Origin of the sequence: Paenibacillus sp. FSL R7-0179, from assembly GCF_038002265.1 — a bacterium.
Lineage (GTDB): Bacteria > Bacillota > Bacilli > Paenibacillales > Paenibacillaceae > Paenibacillus_AQ.
Genome location: NZ_JBBOCC010000002.1, coordinates 3,322,584 through 3,339,649 on the forward strand (window position 1 = coordinate 3,322,584; position 17,066 = coordinate 3,339,649).

The following is a 17,066-nucleotide window of genomic DNA, read 5'->3' on the forward strand; positions in this document are numbered from 1 at the left end:
CACCGATTGCCATACTGCACATGCTGCACATGCACATTGCCCGCCTTATCCGGCGATTACATTTCATATGAGTTGTACGCGAACCGGAACATAAGAGTCTGCTTTTTGGGAAGGAAAAAGGATTCTTAGTTTATGCCGATTCATGTTATATTTTATTATTTATAAAAAGACCTTGTCAAGAGAGTCGATAACCGCATTAAAGTCAAGAGAATCAATCCGGGAAGTAAAACTCCTCTTCTTCCCCCTCAGAATCCTGCTCATCCCGCAAAATCCCGATCACCTGGCGCACCATTTCCCCTGAGAATCCCCGGCGCATCAGGAACGCCCCTGTCTTCCGGCGTTTGTCGTTCACATCTCCCCGGATCGTATTCCACTTCTTCCGTCCGGTCTGCAGCGCGCTATCCAGCTCCTGCTCGGGTGTGATCTCATCCAGTGCTTCCGCAATCAGCGACTTATCAATGCCCTTCTCCCGCAGCTCCTGCCTGATCCACATCTTGCCCTTACGCTGGTTCACAATCCGCTGCTCCGCCCACTGCTTGGCGTACAAGGGATCATCCAGCAGACGTTCCTCCTGCAGACGGAGCAGAACTTCGGCAATAACAGTCTCCCCTATTTCCTTCTCCCTTAAACGGCGGGCCATCTCCTGTGCGGTTCTGGGCTTGCGCTCCAGATACCTAAGCCCCTCCACATATGCCCGCTGGCGCTCGTCTGCGGCAACAATATTCTCCAGATCCGCTTTGACAAAAGTACTCCCGGTAATCATACGGTATTTAATCATGACATCTTCATGTACAGTCATGTTGTAGTCTCCGAAATGAATCAGATAACGATAGTTAGACTTCTTGATCCGCTCTACCCGTGTAATTACCAGTTCTTGATCTGCCGGGAAATCCGCCAGCACCTGCTCATCCTGTTCTTCGAATTCCTCATCCAATTGTATAACCATCCTGCCAATCACCTCGTTAAGCTGGAAATAATATAGAAGCTTTTTACTAATATCCTTTACGCTTATTATTGATCACTTGCGAAAAGGCACCCTGTTATATCCTCACAGGGCGCCTATCCATCTTGACTTCATTATTCAATTAGAAGTAGACGAGTAGTTAATTACTCGATCTCAAGCAACAGCTTTTCTTCTTCCTCTTGCTCCGCAGCCACATCTGCTTCAGATGGCGCCTCAACCAGAGTTGTCAGGTTGCTGGCCTCACGGATCTTATTCTCGATCAGCAGGGCAATATCCTGATGTTCCTTCAGGAACTGCTTGGAATTCTCACGTCCTTGACCCAGACGTTCGCCTTCATAGGAATACCAGGCACCGCTCTTGTTAACGATATCCATCTCTGTACCGATATCCACAAGGCTTCCTTCTCTGGAGATTCCTTCGCCGTACATGATATCTACATCCGCTTGCTTGAACGGAGGCGCTACCTTGTTCTTCACAACCTTGATCTTCGTGCGGTTACCCACGACATCGTTACCCATCTTGATGCTCTCTACCCGGCGCACATCCAGACGGACCGAGGAGTAGAATTTCAGAGCGCGTCCACCCGGAGTGGTCTCAGGGTTACCGAACATTACGCCGATCTTCTCACGAAGCTGGTTAATGAAGATCGCAATGGTATTGGATTTGTTGATGGCACCTGACAGCTTCCGCAATGCCTGAGACATCAGACGGGCCTGCAAGCCTACGTGGGAATCACCCATGTCGCCTTCAATTTCTGCCTTTGGTACCAGTGCTGCTACAGAGTCAACTACAATGATGTCTACTGCTCCACTGCGTACAAGCGCTTCAGCGATTTCCAGGGCCTGTTCACCTGTATCAGGCTGGGACAGCAGCAGTTCATCAATGTTAACACCAAGCGCCTTAGCATACTTAGGATCAAGCGCATGCTCAGCATCGATGAAGGCAGCTTGTCCGCCCTGCTTCTGTACTTCAGCAATCGCATGAAGGGCAACCGTCGTCTTACCGGAAGATTCCGGTCCATATACTTCAATAATACGTCCTTTGGGAAGTCCGCCAATACCTAGTGCAATATCAAGTGCCAAAGATCCGCTAGGTACAACTTCCACTTTCATGTGAGTGGATTCTCCCAGTTTCATTACCGAACCTTTACCGAATTGTTTTTCTATTTGACGAAGCGCCATATCAAGCGCTGCACGACGATCTGACAATCAGACCACTTCCTTCACTGTTTATAGTATTATAATAACGTGTTTTGAAGGTCTTGCCAAGTCTTTTTTAGAACATACATTCGTTTTTTTTGCTCCCAGGGATAATACTCCCTTTTATTGTAAGATACTAACCTCCTTCCGGATGCAAGGACTTAGCAGGCAGCTTCTCTTCCGCTTCTTACGTAAACAGGAACAATCATAGGATAATTTGTTATACCTGATATAAAACAAAAAACCGCAGCATGATTGCTCAAGCCACGGTTCTTCCGCATACCTAAATTATATACTGCCTTGAACCGTTATTGCAAGGCCGAGCCTTCCAGCGGAGTGGCTACCTTGCGTTCTTCCAGCCGTCGCCACAAACGGTACAGCAGCGCCTTGACTGTGCGCAGGCGGATGTTCTCACGGCTGCCCTTCAGATTCAGCTCATATACCTCTGTTTTGCAGCCCCGCTCAGCCAGACCCACGAACACAAGTCCGACCGGCTTACGCTCGGAATATCCCGGACCGGCTACACCGGTAACCGATAAGCCGAAGTCCGTGTCACCGATCATACGCACCTGCTCAGCCAGCACCTCCGCCACCTCGCGGCTCACCGCTCCCGGGGCATCCGGGCCTTCAAGCATAGCGGAAGGCACATTCAGCAGTTTCTTCTTAATATCATTGGAATAACAGACGATGCCCCCGGCAAACATGGAGGCGCTGCCCGGGATATTCGTAATGCTCTCCATCAGCAGCCCGCCCGTACAGCTCTCGGCAGCACTCAGCGTCAGCCCCGCATCCGCCATCCAGTCCACAATCAGCTGCTCCAGCGGCACATCAATGTTGGCATACAGATTCTCCGGCAGAATAGCAGCAATCTTCTTCTCAAGTGCATCAAGCTTAACCATAGCTTCCCGCTCGGACGGCGCTTTGGTAGAGATGCGCACGGTCACTTCGCCTTCCTTGGCATACGGGGCAATCGTAGGATCGCTCTGGCTGCGGATCAGATCAATCAGCTTGTCCTCCAGCAGCGACTCGCCAATCCCGGCGAACTTAAGCATCTTCGAGTAGAGCGGCATTTCACTAGTAAGTGCATGCTGCTGAAGCCATGGCTTGGCCTTATCCGTGAACATCGGCTTCATCTCCCGGGGCGGGCCCGGCAGCACAATATAATATTTGCCCTCTTCTGCAAAAGCAATTCCTACCGCAAGGCCGGTATCATTGGACAATGGGGTCGTCCCTTCAATGACAAGCGCCTGCTTGCGGTTATTCTCAGTCATTACAATCTTGCGGTCATCGAAGAAGCGCTGCACATGATCCATGGCCAGCTGGTCGATGTGCAGGGTCCGGCCAAGCGCCGCAGCCAGCGCATCCTTGGTCAGATCATCCTCGGTCGGACCGATGCCGCCGGTGAATAATATAACATCCGCCCGGCTCTGAGCAATCCGGATCGCTTCCAGCAGACGGTTTTTGTTATCTCCCACAACGGTCTGAAAATAAACGTCAATGCCTAATGCAGCCAGCTCTACCGATAGAAACTGGGCATTGCTGTTCACGATTTGTCCAAGTAAAAGTTCTGTTCCAACGGCAATTATCTCTGCTTTCATAGCTGACGTTCTCCTCCTGATTGTAGGTATCCTGCAAGGCTTAGCCTGTTTCAGCATCTCAGGCTTTGTTCAAATCCAGCAGCTCCTTATTCTTCACGAAATAATCAATGCCAGAGTAAATGGTAATGATGGCTGCAGCCCAGATTGCAATGTCATCCACGGGGATGCTGACGAACTGGAACGGGAAGTTGTTAAGCAGCAGCAGTGAAATGGCAACAATCTGAATCACTGTTTTTACCTTACCCCACTTGCTTGCAGCCACTACCTTCCCTTCCAATAGTGCCACCTGGCGCAGTCCGGTCACGGCAAACTCACGGCTGATGATGACAATGGCAATCCAGGAATCGCATCTTCCCAGCTCAACCAATGAGATCAGTACGGCTGAGACCAGCAGCTTATCCGCTAAGGGATCGAGCAGCTTACCCAGATTGGTGACCATGTTATATTTTCTGGCTATGTAACCGTCAATTCCATCGGTACTGGCTGCCAGCAGAAAAATAACTGCCGCTACCAAGTGATTAATTGAAAGCTGAAAGGAGCCCCAATGTATCGGTTCCGGATAGAAGCTGAAGTCCACCAGCAGAAAAAACATCATGATTGGGATAAGGCAAATACGCGCTAATGTGATGCGGTTGGGTAAATTCACTGAAGGTTCCTCCCCTAGTCCATACGAATCCGTTATTCCAGCATGTTCTTCAAAACTGCTTAGCTAGTATATTATAGCCATAAATAAGTGTCAAAAAAACATGAAGCACCCCGCAAGTAAGGTAAGTATACACTGCGGGGCACATGATCTTACTTTAAATTGTTAAACTGTAAATCAAGCGGCAAATCAGCCTTGCGTAAAAGCTGAATAATCTGCTGGAGGTCGTCGCGGCTCTTGCCGGTCACACGAATCTGATCACCCTGAATCGTGCTCTTGACCTTCAGCTTGGAATCGCGGATCAAAATATTGATCTTCTTCGCGTTCTCCTGGTCTATTCCTTGCCGCAGTCCCAGCCGCTGGCGCACTGTGCCGAGCGAAGCCGGCTCCACTTTGCCGAAATCCATATTCTTTAGCGTGATTCCCCGCTTCACCATCTTGGTCTGGAGGATATCGATTACTGCATTCAGCTTGTATTCATCCTCAGAGGCAATGACAAGCGCATCCTTCTCCAGCTTCAGACTGCTCTTGCTGTTCTTGAAATCAAACCGGTTCTCGATTTCCTTCTCGGTCTGATGAACCGCATTGGTCAGCTCCTGCATATCCATCTTGGATACGATATCAAATGAACTTTCTGAACTCATGGTTCCACATCCTTTAGTTACAATTAGTCTGTTCCTATTATATGAGATAGGCGCTGCTAAGTCTAATACTGGAAAAGAGTCAAGTGAAAACGGCATTCCGTCCTTTGTAAGGACGGTAACGTTTCAGCGAGAAATAGAAGGATAATTTATAGCGTGAACATATAAATTCTTATATTTGCACCTAAAAACACGCCTCCCGGAACCTGTCCGGGAGACGCTCACCTCTAGATATTATCTGCTGCGTGCAGGAGCCCGGAACATATCCAGAATCCCCAGCAGAACATGTGCCAGTCCAAAGCCCAGAATGCCATATCCCCAGGCGCCCGGTGTTAAATAATACCCCAGGAGACTGACAATAATGCCAAGCCCTGTTACAATCCAGCTGACGGTCATGAGAGAATACACCTCACTTTGGCGAGAGAACTGTTAAACACTTCTAGGTTCTCCAATCCGCCAAAGACTATACATGGGATGTACTATTCTCCGGTAGTACTCCCGCCAGTAGCGCCGTCAGTCCCGTTATCCAGTTCAAGCAGCAGACGAGAGGAGGTTTTGCCGTCGGTGATCGCCTGTCCGTTAACCGAAATTGCCGTAGCCGGTGAATAGCCTGACTTGATATACATGCCTTGGCTGTCCAGCGTGAAGCTGAGATTATCGCCGGCCTTGGTGTTCCCGAAGCTGAGCTTCTCCCCCTTGGAGTTCTCACCCTTGTACACTTCAAGCCAACTGACTCCGGTGGAGGCAATCACGACCTGAACTTGGCTTCCAGCAGGCGCGGAGACCTTATAGATCGTCGTCTTGCCTGATTTACGGTCCTGAGTAACTGTGACCGCTCCCGGAGAAGCCGATGGAGACGGCTCTGGAGTTGCAGAAGGCGCAGTAGTAGCTGCGGCTCCTGCATCAGCTGTAGCTGCCGCATCCGCTGTCGCAGAGGGCACTGCTCCCCCGCCAGCGGCCGTAGGTGAAGGCTTCACCTTGGCCGGATCTTGCGTTGCCTCAGTCAGGCTTGCGTTATCCGCTTTCTTCGGCCCCGAATCATTTATCGTGGAAGAAGCATATAGGTAGATGACTACCAGGATCAGCACCGGGAAGGTCCACATCAGCAAGGTCGGCAGCCACTTGGCATTACGCTCCGTTTCAGGCTTTCGGCTCCGCTTCTGAATTACGGTCTCCATGGTAGTATCGACGGGAGCGGCAGGCACATTGCCATGCTCCTCCATCAGCTCATCCGGGTTAACACCGACCGCCTCGGCATAGGTTTTGATAAAGGCCCGGACATAAAAGCTGCCCGGAAGCACTTTATAATCCCCTGCTTCGATGGCTTCCAAATATTTTTTACGGATCTTTGTTACTTCCTGGACATCATCAAGACTCATCCCCTTTTGCAGACGAGCCTCCTTCAAATGCCGGCCCAGTTCCGACATACCATCACCTCCTGAATGTTGTGTGAGCAATGCTCTAAATGAAATATATTAAAGATCTTCACTGTAGCTTGTCGTAAACGACTCGTACAATATCTCTTCGTTCGGTGCGTTGCGCAGCTCAATAATAATATCGAAGTCATCGAAGGTGAATTCGGACTCCCGCACAAAAATATCAGGATGCTCAATCACCTTGGTGCTTGCCATACTCATGACATTCTGCAGCAGGTTATAATGCTTCTCGTTTGAGCGGATGGTGCTGACGATCCCGTCAATGATAAATACATTATGCGGATTCATCTCGTCTTCAGCGAGCTGGCTGCGGACGGTCTGGCGCAGCAGCGTAGAGGAGACAAACGTCCAGCGCTTCATCGCACAGACACTGCCGGCAATAATCGATTCTGTCTTGCCTACCCGCGGCATGCCACGTAGTCCTATAACCTGATTGCCTTCCCTCTTAAACAGCTCACCCAGGAAATCCACCAGCAGCCCGAGCTCATCGCGGGTGAAGCGGAAGGTCTTGCGGTCATCCGAATCACGGTCGATATACCGTCCATGCCGGACGGCCAGCCGGTCGACAAGCCGCGGTGTACGGAGTGCCGTAACCGTTATATTATCAACTTTCTTGAGCATCTCGCCCATCAGCATGATCTTCTCATCGTCGCTGGTTTCCAGCAGCATTCCGCGCGTCTTGCCTTCTACGCCGTTAATCGTCAGAATATTGACTTCCAGCATCCCCAGCATAGAAGCGATGTCGCCTAACAGACCGGGTCTGTTCTTATGTATCTTATACTCCATATACCATTGTTTATATTCCACTTGTGCGCACCTCATAGATTCCTTTTCCCTGCATGTTGTTTCAGATACACGGGTCATGTTAATGATATAGAAAAAAAAATTGAAAGGCAAGGACACGATTGTAATAATTGCAGAAAAGCTCCCGCTAGGGGAGCTTCTTCTGCGTACCTATGCGTTTTTCTTCGCCAGTTTGACCATGAGTCCGGCAATGGTATGCTTCTCATCATCCGTTCCGACATCCCACAGCTCTTTGATGGCCCGGTTGGAATAGTTGCCCGGATCGACCTTCTTGTCGAGGAATTCCCCGATTTCGAACGCCAGCTTGGTGATGGTCTCGTCGCTCATCCCCATTTTTTCGGCCTGAATGACCCGGTCGCCCAAAAAGCTTTTCCAGGTATCAAAGTTCTTCACTACGGAATCTGTTGACATCTTAAATCCTCCTCAGGTTTGTGATGATATTGAGATTTAGAAGCAACAGTTATAATATGTCTCAAGCCGGAAATTCTTATGCTGGAGCATTTCTCCAGAGCAGACTCATGATTCCTGGTGTCATACAAGTTATTAAGTAATCCAGCCGCCGTTCGGACTGATGACCTGTCCCGTAATATAACCGGATTCAGGCAGCGCCAGAAAATAGACAAGCGAGGATATATCTTCAGGGGTAGCCAGTCTCCCCGCAGGGATCTCCTCCTCCAGCATCTTCAGCTCATCCGCCTGCAGATTGGACAGCATGGCCGTGTGGACCGCTCCAGGCGCTACAGCATTCACAGTAACCTTGGAGGGGGCCAGCTCCTTGGCGAGCGCCTTGGTAAAAGCATTCACTCCGCCCTTACTGGCCGAATACGCCACTTCACAGGATGCGCCCGAAATCCCCCATACGGAGGAAACATTAATGATCCGGCCGTAACGCTGCGTGACCATATAAGGCATGAAAATCTGGCTGCACATAAAAGTACCCTTCAGATTCACCGCCATGATATCGTCCCACTCCTCCTCGGTCAGATCGGCTAACATGCCATAATGTGCTTTCCCGGCATTATTGACCAGGATATCCGGCATCATGCCGCTGCTCTCCAGCCTTTCGGCCATGCGTACGAGCTGACTGCGGTCTTTCATGTCCGCCGCTACGGTCATAACCTTCGCTCCCAGCGCCAGACAGCGCCGGGCCACATCATTAGCCGCTTCATGCGAATTCATATAATGAATCACAATGTTCATTCCCACCGAAGCAAAACGTTCAGCGATCGCGCCGCCGATTCCCCCGCTGCCTCCGGTAATGAGCACTGTCATTTCACCAATCGGTTTGCTGTCCTCTCCCGGTAACATCATTAAGGACTCACCACCAGCGACACGGCCAGCTGCTCCCAGTTCACATGGGCATGGAGCCGGGCATTCACTTCATCCAGAGTGATCGATTCATACAGGGGAAGTACTTCAAACAGATCTCCTCCTCGGAACTGGTAACGGGTGAACTCATGGGCAATGCTCTCCGGCGAATTCAGCATCCGCAGGAAGCCGCCGATTTTCTTTTTGCGGGCCCGTTCGAAATCCTTCTCCGCGAAGCCCGTCTCCAGAATACGTCCTACCTCTTCCTTAATCCGTTCAAGCAGCAGTCCCGGATCTTTGGTATCGCCGCCGATCGCCGAGAAGGCATACTCCGCAGAGCTGTTAAATTCGTGGCCGAAGCTGTCCGAGATCAATTCCTCGTCATAGAGCTTCTGATACAATGCCGTACTGCTGCCAAACAGCAGGTCCAGCATCAGCTTCGTGGTCAGATCACGGCGCACCGCCGCTTCACCGCTCAGACCATCCACCTTTTCCTTGAAGCCGAACATCATCTTGGGAATGGAGACAGCAAGCCTGCTCTCCACATGCTTCGAGGCCACCTGCTCAGGCTCCTCCGCGAAGATACGCGTAATTTCACCCTGCTTCTCATAGCTCTTACCCTGCTGATTGCTGCGGATCAGTTCAAATACCTGCTCAGGGTCCACCCCGCCGACCACGAACAGCAGCATATTGCTGGGATGATAAAAGGAATTGTAACAGGTGTACAGCGTTTCCTTCGTAATGGTTGAGATCGATTCGATCGTTCCGGCGATATCTATATGAACCGGGTGGGTAGCATACATGGCTTCAATCAGCCCGAAATAGACGCGCCAGTCTGGATTATCGGCATACATATTGATTTCCTGCCCGATAATCCCTTTCTCCTTCTCCACATTCTCATCCGTGAAATAAGGACGCTGCACAAAATCTACCAGGGTGCTGAGATTCTGCTCAATATTCTCCGTGGCCGAGAAAAGATAGACCGTCTGGTCAAAGCTCGTGAAGGCATTCGCCGATGCGCCATTGGACGCAAAGGTGGCAAAAATGTCGCCTTCCGGCTCCTCGAACATTTTATGCTCCAGGAAGTGGGCAATGCCATCCGGCACTGTAGTCTCCTCGCCGCCCGCCACCTTGAAGTGATTGTCTACCGAACCGTATTTCGTGGCAAAGGTGGCGTAGGTTTTGAGAAAAGCTGGCTTCGGCAGCACATATACCTGAAGACCGTTATCCATAACCTCGTGATAAAGTGTTTCTTGAAGCCGTTCGTAATGGAGCTTCTCCATCCTTATTCCTCCTTCCCTGTCAGGAAATAAATCGTATCCAGCTCAAAAGTATCTGCCGCCGCCTTCACTTCAGCCGCTCCCATACCGTCAACCTGGTCCATCAACTCCTGGGCAGAACGGTCTTTGCCGGATAGCTGGCGGTTGAAATCAAAGGAGATCATCTCAAACGCTGAATCCTGAATCTCGGACAGCAGGTTGCGGATCATCGCCTTGGTCTGGCTAAGCTCCAGGTCAGTGATATTGCCGGCTTTCAGCTCTTCCAACTGCTTGCGGATAATATCAACGGCTTTGCCGTAGTTCTGGGTCTCGATCCCCGATTGAATCGTCCCGATGCCCTTATGCCCGTCATAACGGGAGGAGGCGTAATACGCCAGACTCTCCTTCTCACGCACATTGACGAACAGCTTGGAATGCGGGTAACCGCCAAGGATACCGTTGTACATCAACGCGGAAGCATACCGGTCATCCTTGTAGGTAATCGAGGTCCGCAGCCCCATATTCAGCTTGCCTTGATTCACATCCAGCTTCTCTTCCACCGTCCGCACTTCCGTAACCGTTACCGGAGTGAAGTCCGAGGTGTAGCCTCCTGCTTCGGAGTGATGGGCGCGGCCGAAATGAGCGGTTACCAGCTTCTCGACTTCTTCAGGTGTGGTATCGCCGACTACATACAGATCAAGCGTTGCGCCGTTCAGCCAGGAGGTATAGCTCTGGTACAGCGTCTCGGGCGTAATAGCATCCAGATCTGCCCGCTGGCCGAGGGGATGAAGATGGTAAGGCTCGTTGCGGCACATTTCTTCAATGCAGCGTTCTGCTGCGTAGCGGATTTTGTCATTTACAATGGATTCCAGCTTCTTGCGGATCGTCTCGCGTTCGGTAGCCACATAAGAAGCCCGGAAGCTTCCATTCTCAAGCAGGGGACGGGTCAACACCTCTCCCAGAAAAGCAAAGGATTCCCCAAGCAGGCTCTCCTTGCTCTGCACAAAGGAATCATTGATCGTATCCATCCGGAACTGGACAATCTGGTAATCCCCGCGTTTGTAAATATCGAAGCCGAAGCCTGCACCGTACAGCTCCTCCAGACGCTCGCGGAATTGGGTCGTCTCCGGGTAGGACGCTGTCCCCCGGCGGAGTACAAACGGAACCAGTGCGGTAGAGGTTACTGTACTCTCTTCAAGCGGAACGCCTGCATACAGTGAGATGGCGAACGTCTTGAACGCCTTAGTCGGCAGAACATGTATACGCATGCCTGCGGCATGGCCATGTTGAAATCCATTATTAGTCAAGTCCAAAACTCCTTTGCAGCGTGGATTGATGCTCTATAACAAGTTTATGAAGTATTATCCATTCTAAACCATTCCAAAGTAAGGAAGCAACCGGAGGACAGCGTGCCGGTTGCTCTAACGGAGGGTTGTATACAGATACTGTAAGCTACATACAGAAGATATGCTGGCCGATCGTCTTCACCTGCGGACGGGACCAAATCCACTTGGAGGTCGCCGTCTTGGGATTGAAGTAATAGATACAGCCGCCCGACGGGTCCCAACCACTCAGTGCCTGCTGTACGGCCTTGCGTGCCTGTTCATTAGGCTCCAGATAGATCTGGCCGTCAGCTACGGCGGTGAAGGCTCCCGGCTGGAAAATGACGCCCGAAGGCGTGTTCGGGAAGCTTGGCGATTTTACACGGTTGAGAATAACGGCCGCTACGGCTACTTGCCCTTCAAAGGGTTCGCCGCGTGACTCGCCGTATACCGCATTAGCCATGATCTTCAGATCGTTCTCGGACAGGCCCATCGTATTGCCGGAGGACAGCTCAGCCGTATTGGATTTGGCCGCAGCTGCGCCGGAGGGCGCTTTTTTCTGGGCGGTAGACGTCTCAGGTGCTGTCGGCTTCCAGGCTGTAGTCGCATTGTATAACTTAAGCTTCGTCTTGGCCCCGACCACCCCGTCGGATTTCAGGCCGAATTTCCACTGGAACCAGGTCACGGCATTCTTCGTCTTGGTCCCGAACTGGCTGTCAATCTTCCCGTTAAAATAACCCAGGTATTTCAATCTTCCCTGCAGCTCATAGACATCCTGCCCGGAGGAGCCCACCTTAAGCGGTGTTGTGCCGAATACAGGCATGGCTTCCTCCTCTACATCAGGGAGGTCCGAGTCAACCTGTTCTGCTGCATAGGGCTTGGCATAGATCAAATCATGATCTTTGAAGACTGCACCGGCAAACGGCGCAGCTGCAAGGGCAAGGGTAACTGCGGCAATGATCCACTGCTTATGTTTTGTCATGGGATTCGCTCTACCTTTCTCTTGGAAGTTCTGCATGAATGGCTAAAGTTATTATGACGACTGGCAGGACTTCCTATGCATGACCGCAAAGCTTGGAAGCGTAAATCCATTGCAGCTGAGAACGATTATCAACTATACTTGGGTTATGAAACAACAGGAGTTGAGAAGAAACATGGATTTTAACGACCATATTGTACTGTGGAACCATGCTACTGTAGAAGTTATTGATATCCGCAAGGCCTCGTTCACTTATGGACAACCTCCGTTGAAATACCGCCTTCCGGCTAGCACATACCTGTATATCGTCCGCGGCAGCGCAAGTGTGCTTATAGATGACTACCCCTATGAAATCAACGGCGCAAGTGTCTTTCACGGGGGTAAAGGTGCTATTATCAAATTGCTGCAAACCCAGGAAATTCTGGATTATTTCCTTATTATGTACCGTTCAACGTTAACCCTGCCGACCCGGCGCAACCTGACAGCGCGTTTGGAACGCAGCAAGCCTTTTAGCGGAACCTATCATTTCATTCCTGTCCATCCCCTGCCGCTGTATGAGATTCTAGACCAGATGTATGGGGATTGGCAGACACGCCGCGCCTTGGAGCATCTGCATGTCAAAGCCCTGTTCTATCAGTGGGTCCATGAGCTGCTTCATCAGATGCAGGGGCAGGAGAATCACCCGCTTAGAGCAGATGTGCTCGACCAGGCTGTACGCTATATGCACGCTTCTTACAGTAGGCCGTTCACCCTGGACACACTTGCCGGCACTCTGGGCACCAGCCCTAGGACGTTATCGAGGTTATTCCGCATGCGGCTTCAGACCAGCCCTGCCCAATATCTGGTTCAGATTCGCATGGACAAAGCCCGTGAGCTGCTATTGGGCACAGAGTCCACACTGCATGAAATTGCTGCTGCTGTAGGCTACCCGGATGCATACTCTTTTGGTAAAATGTTCAAGAAGCACTTCGGAAGCCCGCCCGTGAGGTACAAAAATTCTGTACAGGCCGCTTCACCGTGGCAGGAAATGCCATCTGTGCTGTCTGCAAATGACATTGCCCGTGAAGGTACTCTCCGATATATTGATGATGATAATCATTATCAATATACTTTAGAAGGAGCGTCATCCATGTCCAGAACGGCCAAGCCATCCCTAATGTTAACCTTGTTGTTATGCTTCACCATAGTGTTAAGCGCCTGTTCCTCAGGGAATACCGGTTCTAACTCAGCAGGCAATGCCAGCCCCTCGCCGGCCTCTTCTCCTGCAGCCACCTCCCTCGCCACTCCCTCTCCAGACCACACTGCAGCCGAGGCACAGACCCGGACAATTGCTACTGTAAAAGGAGACATTGAGGTGCCCGCCGATCCTCAGCGTGTCGTTGTGCTGTACTTGCTGGGCGATGTGTTGGCGCTGGGCATCATGCCCGTAGGTGTGTCTAGTGTAAATGAAGGCGCTGCGTTCGAGAACGAATTGAAGGATGTACAGAAGCTGGGAAGTTGGTTCGAGGCCAGCCCGGAAGCTGTCTTGTCACTTGATCCCGATCTGATTATCGTTCCATCCGAGGAGACCTACAATGCATTGCATGACATTGCACCTACTGTGTTAGTACCTTATGAGAAAATGACAACTGCTGAGCGGGTCAGCTTCATTGGACACACTCTTAACAAGGAAAATCAGGCCACCACCCTCTTAAACGACTTCAATTCCAAGGTGGAGAACAGTAAGCAGAAGCTGCAGGAAGCGGGAATTCTAGATTCAACCATCTCCATCATGGAAGGCGGCGAAGACCGCAGTATGTTAGTGATTATGAGCAAACAGTATGGCCGGGGTTCACAGGTCTTATATGAATATCTTGGCATGAAGGCACCGGAGAAAATTCAGCAAAAAATAGATAGCAAGACCGATGTAGGCGGCGAGCCTGTATCCTTCGAAGTCATTGCCGATTACAGCGGGGAGTACATCTTCCGTTCCGCCTATGACGGGATGACTGACCTGACAGGAGACCCGCTCTGGAACAGTATTCCGGCAGTCAAAGAAGGCCGATTGATGAACATCGACTTCGGATTATCCTATTACAATGACATCTACTCACTGAATGCACAGCTGGATTACATTGTTAATGCACTGCTTGCAGCACCCCGGGTGAAGAAATAGGAGTTCAACCCTTTCATTTCATAACTTATCTTCCGCAAAAAAAGAGATGGCCCAAGTATTGGGTCATCTCTTTTTTTAAGAACTCAATCTGTTGTGCTGATACTGCTCCAGCGACATCAGCACCTCACGCGGCTTGCTGCCCTCGTAAGGGCCGATTACGCCTCTGGCCTCCATCGAGTCGATCAAGCGTGCAGCACGGGTGTAACCGACACGCATACGCCGTTGAAGCAGCGACACAGAAGCCTGCTTGGCTTCCAGAACAATCTGGACAGCCTGTTCATACAATTCATCCTGCGGCTCCTGATCCTCGCTCAGGGTGTCGTCTACCTCAGGCACAAGCGACTCATCATAATTCGCTTCCCCCTGGCTGCTGACATACTGCACAATCGTCTCCACTTCCTGATCGCTCATGAAAGCGCCCTGGACACGGATCGGCTTGGAAGCCCCCATCGGCAGGAACAGCATATCGCCGCGTCCGAGCAGCTTCTCGGCGCCCGGCATATCCAGAATGGTCCGGGAGTCCACATTCGAGGAGACGCCGAAGGCAATACGCGAAGGAATATTCGCCTTAATTAGGCCGGTGATAACATCTACCGAAGGACGCTGTGTGGCGATAATCAAATGAATTCCGGCCGCCCGCGCCATCTGGGCAAGCCGGCAGATGGCATCCTCCACATCATTGGCCGCAACCATCATCAGGTCGGCAAGCTCGTCCACTATGACCACAATATACGGCAGCACTGCTGCCGGATTATCCTTCATCAAGTTGTTGTAGCCTTCCATATTGCGTGTGCCTGATTTGGAGAACAGCTCATACCGCTTCTCCATCTCCACCACGATTTTCTTCAAGGCCAGACTGGCACGCTTCGGGTCTGTAACTACAGGAGCCAGCAAATGCGGAATGCCGTTATATACATTCAGCTCAACCATCTTAGGGTCAACCATAAGGAATTTCACTTCATTGGGCTTAGCCTTATACAGAATGCTGGTAATAATACCGTTGATGCAGACCGATTTACCGGAGCCAGTAGCTCCTGCAACGAGCAGATGGGGCATCTTGGCGAGATTGCCGATAATCGTCTGTCCGGAGATATCCCGTCCGAAGGCAATGGACAGCCGCGAATCTGCCTCCTGGAAAATCTGTGTCTCCATCACTTCCCGCATAGTGACGACTGAGACTTCTGAATTCGGCACTTCAATGCCGATGGCTGATTTGCCGGGAATCGGCGCTTCCATACGGATATCCTTGGCAGCCAGTGCTAGCGCAATGTCATCGGTTAGATTGACAATCCGGCTGACCTTCACGCCGATATCCGGCTGAATCTCATACCGGGTTACTGCCGGTCCACGAACCACTTCAAGCACCTTCGCCCTTACACCGAAGCTCTCCAGCGTAGCCTCCAGCTTGCGTGCCGTCTGCATATAATCATTCTGATCGCCCGCCTTCGCCCCGTTATTAGGCTTAGCCAGCAAACGGAAGGAAGGCAGCTTGTAAGGCTTGGGAGGAGGCGGAGGCGGTATAAACGGAGCCGCTTCGCCCTCCTCGGCCGTTCCCAGCAGCCCGTCCAGCTCCACAGGCAGTATATCCTCTTCGGATTCCCCTGACGGTGTAGAATCTGCTCCCGCTCTTGTAAGCTCAGCAGCTCCGGTTCCGTTGGCAGCACCACCGCGCGCAGCCGGTGAGAATTCGCTCCATTCCTCACGGTCCTCGGCATTCAGCCCTTCAGAGCGGATATGCTCGAAGAAGTCCCGGATGATCGGTGTAACAGGCTCAAGCTCCTCATCCGGGAAGTCCTCCTCGCCATACTCCTCCAGAGGAACACCTCCGGCTGCGGTCATACCGGAGATGACCGGACCCGTGCGCGGATCAGTAATGATGATATCCGGCGGCAGCTCTTCCTCCAGATCATCCATAGCTTCCGGATGATTCTGGCGGGCAGACCCGCCGAACCATCCGGTAATTCTCCCCAGCAGCTTCGACTGTCCGCGTCTTGGCAGCTGCTGACCCGATCCGTCATCCTCTTCAAAGTAATCGTCATCATCCGCAGGTTCCGGCGTTGTCACTCTACTGGCTCTAACCGGTCTGCTGTTCACCACCGGAACAGCAGCCGGGCGGTTCGCCGCCCGGAGCTTAATTCCTTCAATCAGCTTGACGGCCCTTACCCGGAGTAAGGTAAACAGCTCTACATAGGACAGATTGGTAATCAGCATGAAGCTGATCGCCAGCAATACAATCATCAGCAGCTTAGCGCCCAGATTGCCGAACAGCCACAGAAGCGCAGCATATTCAAGCGCGCCGATGTACCCACCGCTGATATCCTTGCCCAGCATGTATACGCTGCTGTCACCCGCGCCCGGTGAGAGAGCGCCGGATAGATCATTATGTATTTGAGACATCACATTGCCCGGATGCAGCATCCCAATCGGACCCAGCTTCTGCTGCATAGCCGATATGGTACTCATCAGGCACATGGACAACAGCAGGAGCAGGCCGCCGGTATAGCGGCTGTTCCAGGTGGACGGCCATTTCCTGTGAATCATTACCATCAGGCCGTAGAAGATGCCCGCCAGCGGCAGCACAAAATAGAATCTGCCAAGCAAATAACCCGCCATGCTTGAGAGCGTGCGGCCGACAGCCGCTTCCCCTGACAAAGCAATGACGGAAATCGTAATCAGCAGAATTCCGTAGATTTCATATTTTAAAACACTGCCCAGCAGTGCTTTCTTCTTCTTTCTTCTCCGTTTAGCCACGCCAGCC

The 17,066-nt window shown here is 51.5% G+C and carries 15 protein-coding genes; 1 reads left to right on the top strand and 14 read right to left on the bottom strand.

Going from position 1 to position 17,066, the window contains the following annotated elements; translation table 11 throughout:
* Positions 1-211: 211 nt before the first annotated feature.
* From MKX63_RS30810 to sleB, 13 genes are all read right to left on the bottom strand, one after another.
* Positions 212-946, bottom strand: a complete 735-nt coding sequence (locus MKX63_RS30810; protein ID WP_341022590.1) for a regulatory protein RecX — start codon at positions 944-946, stop codon at positions 212-214.
* 161 nt (positions 947-1,107) lie between these two features.
* Positions 1,108-2,172, bottom strand: coding sequence for a recombinase RecA (gene recA, locus MKX63_RS30815; RefSeq protein ID WP_341022591.1), 1,065 nt, complete (start codon positions 2,170-2,172; stop codon positions 1,108-1,110).
* 299 nt (positions 2,173-2,471) lie between these two features.
* A complete protein-coding gene (locus tag MKX63_RS30820) occupies positions 2,472-3,761 on the bottom strand; it encodes a competence/damage-inducible protein A (protein ID WP_341022592.1) in 1,290 nt (429 codons plus the stop codon).
* A 58-nt stretch (positions 3,762-3,819) separates the two neighbouring features.
* The gene (gene pgsA, locus MKX63_RS30825) at positions 3,820-4,407 is read right to left on the bottom strand and encodes a CDP-diacylglycerol--glycerol-3-phosphate 3-phosphatidyltransferase (RefSeq protein WP_340753219.1); all 588 of its coding nucleotides are present in this window, start codon (positions 4,405-4,407) and stop codon (positions 3,820-3,822) included.
* 149 nt (positions 4,408-4,556) lie between these two features.
* Positions 4,557-5,048 (bottom strand): YajQ family cyclic di-GMP-binding protein, encoded by a 492-nt coding sequence (locus tag MKX63_RS30830; protein ID WP_341022593.1) that lies wholly within the window; start codon positions 5,046-5,048, stop codon positions 4,557-4,559.
* 231 nt (positions 5,049-5,279) lie between these two features.
* Entirely contained in the window at positions 5,280-5,441 is a 162-nt protein-coding gene (locus MKX63_RS30835) for a hypothetical protein (RefSeq protein ID WP_179090467.1), read from the bottom strand.
* Between the two features lie 83 nt (positions 5,442-5,524).
* Positions 5,525-6,472: a RodZ domain-containing protein gene (locus tag MKX63_RS30840; RefSeq protein WP_341022594.1), complete on the bottom strand. Its 948-nt coding sequence runs from the start codon at positions 6,470-6,472 to the stop codon at positions 5,525-5,527.
* A 48-nt stretch (positions 6,473-6,520) separates the two neighbouring features.
* Positions 6,521-7,288, bottom strand: coding sequence for a DUF3388 domain-containing protein (locus MKX63_RS30845; protein WP_341022595.1), 768 nt, complete (start codon positions 7,286-7,288; stop codon positions 6,521-6,523).
* Positions 7,289-7,435: 147 nt separating this feature from the next.
* Positions 7,436-7,696 (bottom strand): DUF3243 domain-containing protein, encoded by a 261-nt coding sequence (locus tag MKX63_RS30850; RefSeq protein ID WP_036692667.1) that lies wholly within the window; start codon positions 7,694-7,696, stop codon positions 7,436-7,438.
* A 132-nt stretch (positions 7,697-7,828) separates the two neighbouring features.
* The gene (gene ymfI / locus MKX63_RS30855) at positions 7,829-8,596 is read right to left on the bottom strand and encodes an elongation factor P 5-aminopentanone reductase (RefSeq protein ID WP_036724753.1); all 768 of its coding nucleotides are present in this window, start codon (positions 8,594-8,596) and stop codon (positions 7,829-7,831) included.
* On the bottom strand, positions 8,596-9,876 hold the full coding sequence (gene yfmH / locus MKX63_RS30860) for an EF-P 5-aminopentanol modification-associated protein YfmH (RefSeq protein ID WP_340753216.1): 1,281 nt from the start codon (positions 9,874-9,876) through the stop codon (positions 8,596-8,598). The genes ymfI and yfmH overlap by 1 nt, the downstream gene beginning before the upstream one ends.
* A 2-nt stretch (positions 9,877-9,878) precedes the next feature.
* Positions 9,879-11,159 carry an EF-P 5-aminopentanol modification-associated protein YfmF gene (yfmF, locus tag MKX63_RS30865; protein WP_445323547.1) on the bottom strand — a complete coding sequence of 427 codons (1,281 nt, stop codon included), beginning with the start codon at positions 11,157-11,159 and terminating at the stop codon, positions 9,879-9,881.
* A gap of 145 nt (positions 11,160-11,304) precedes the next feature.
* Positions 11,305-12,156, bottom strand: a complete 852-nt coding sequence (sleB, locus tag MKX63_RS30870) for a spore cortex-lytic enzyme (RefSeq protein WP_341022597.1) — start codon at positions 12,154-12,156, stop codon at positions 11,305-11,307.
* 172 nt (positions 12,157-12,328) lie between these two features.
* On the opposite strand from sleB, the gene MKX63_RS30875 reads away from it, so the two are divergent.
* Complete coding sequence (locus MKX63_RS30875) at positions 12,329-14,308, top strand: AraC family transcriptional regulator (protein ID WP_341022598.1); 1,980 nt, start codon at positions 12,329-12,331, stop codon at positions 14,306-14,308.
* 75 nt (positions 14,309-14,383) lie between these two features.
* Here the strand turns inward: MKX63_RS30875 and MKX63_RS30880 are convergent, their stop codons facing one another.
* The gene (locus tag MKX63_RS30880) at positions 14,384-17,059 is read right to left on the bottom strand and encodes an FtsK/SpoIIIE family DNA translocase (protein WP_341022601.1); all 2,676 of its coding nucleotides are present in this window, start codon (positions 17,057-17,059) and stop codon (positions 14,384-14,386) included.
* Positions 17,060-17,066 lie beyond the last annotated feature (7 nt).

What these genes read in the sequence shown, in the direction of transcription:
- MKX63_RS30810 (WP_341022590.1), bottom strand. Translation starts at nt 946, where the DNA reads ATGGTTATACAATTGGATGAGGAATTCGAAGAACAGGATGAGCAGGTG.
- MKX63_RS30820 (WP_341022592.1), bottom strand. Translation starts at nt 3,761, where the DNA reads ATGAAAGCAGAGATAATTGCCGTTGGAACAGAACTTTTACTTGGACAA.
- MKX63_RS30830 (WP_341022593.1), bottom strand. Translation starts at nt 5,048, where the DNA reads ATGAGTTCAGAAAGTTCATTTGATATCGTATCCAAGATGGATATGCAG.
- MKX63_RS30835 (WP_179090467.1), bottom strand. Translation starts at nt 5,441, where the DNA reads ATGACCGTCAGCTGGATTGTAACAGGGCTTGGCATTATTGTCAGTCTC.
- MKX63_RS30840 (WP_341022594.1), bottom strand. Translation starts at nt 6,472, where the DNA reads ATGTCGGAACTGGGCCGGCATTTGAAGGAGGCTCGTCTGCAAAAGGGG.
- MKX63_RS30850 (WP_036692667.1), bottom strand. Translation starts at nt 7,696, where the DNA reads ATGTCAACAGATTCCGTAGTGAAGAACTTTGATACCTGGAAAAGCTTT.
- ymfI (WP_036724753.1), bottom strand. Translation starts at nt 8,596, where the DNA reads ATGATGTTACCGGGAGAGGACAGCAAACCGATTGGTGAAATGACAGTG.
- yfmH (WP_340753216.1), bottom strand. Translation starts at nt 9,876, where the DNA reads ATGGAGAAGCTCCATTACGAACGGCTTCAAGAAACACTTTATCACGAG.
- sleB (WP_341022597.1), bottom strand. Translation starts at nt 12,156, where the DNA reads ATGACAAAACATAAGCAGTGGATCATTGCCGCAGTTACCCTTGCCCTT.
- MKX63_RS30875 (WP_341022598.1), top strand. Translation starts at nt 12,329, where the DNA reads ATGGATTTTAACGACCATATTGTACTGTGGAACCATGCTACTGTAGAA.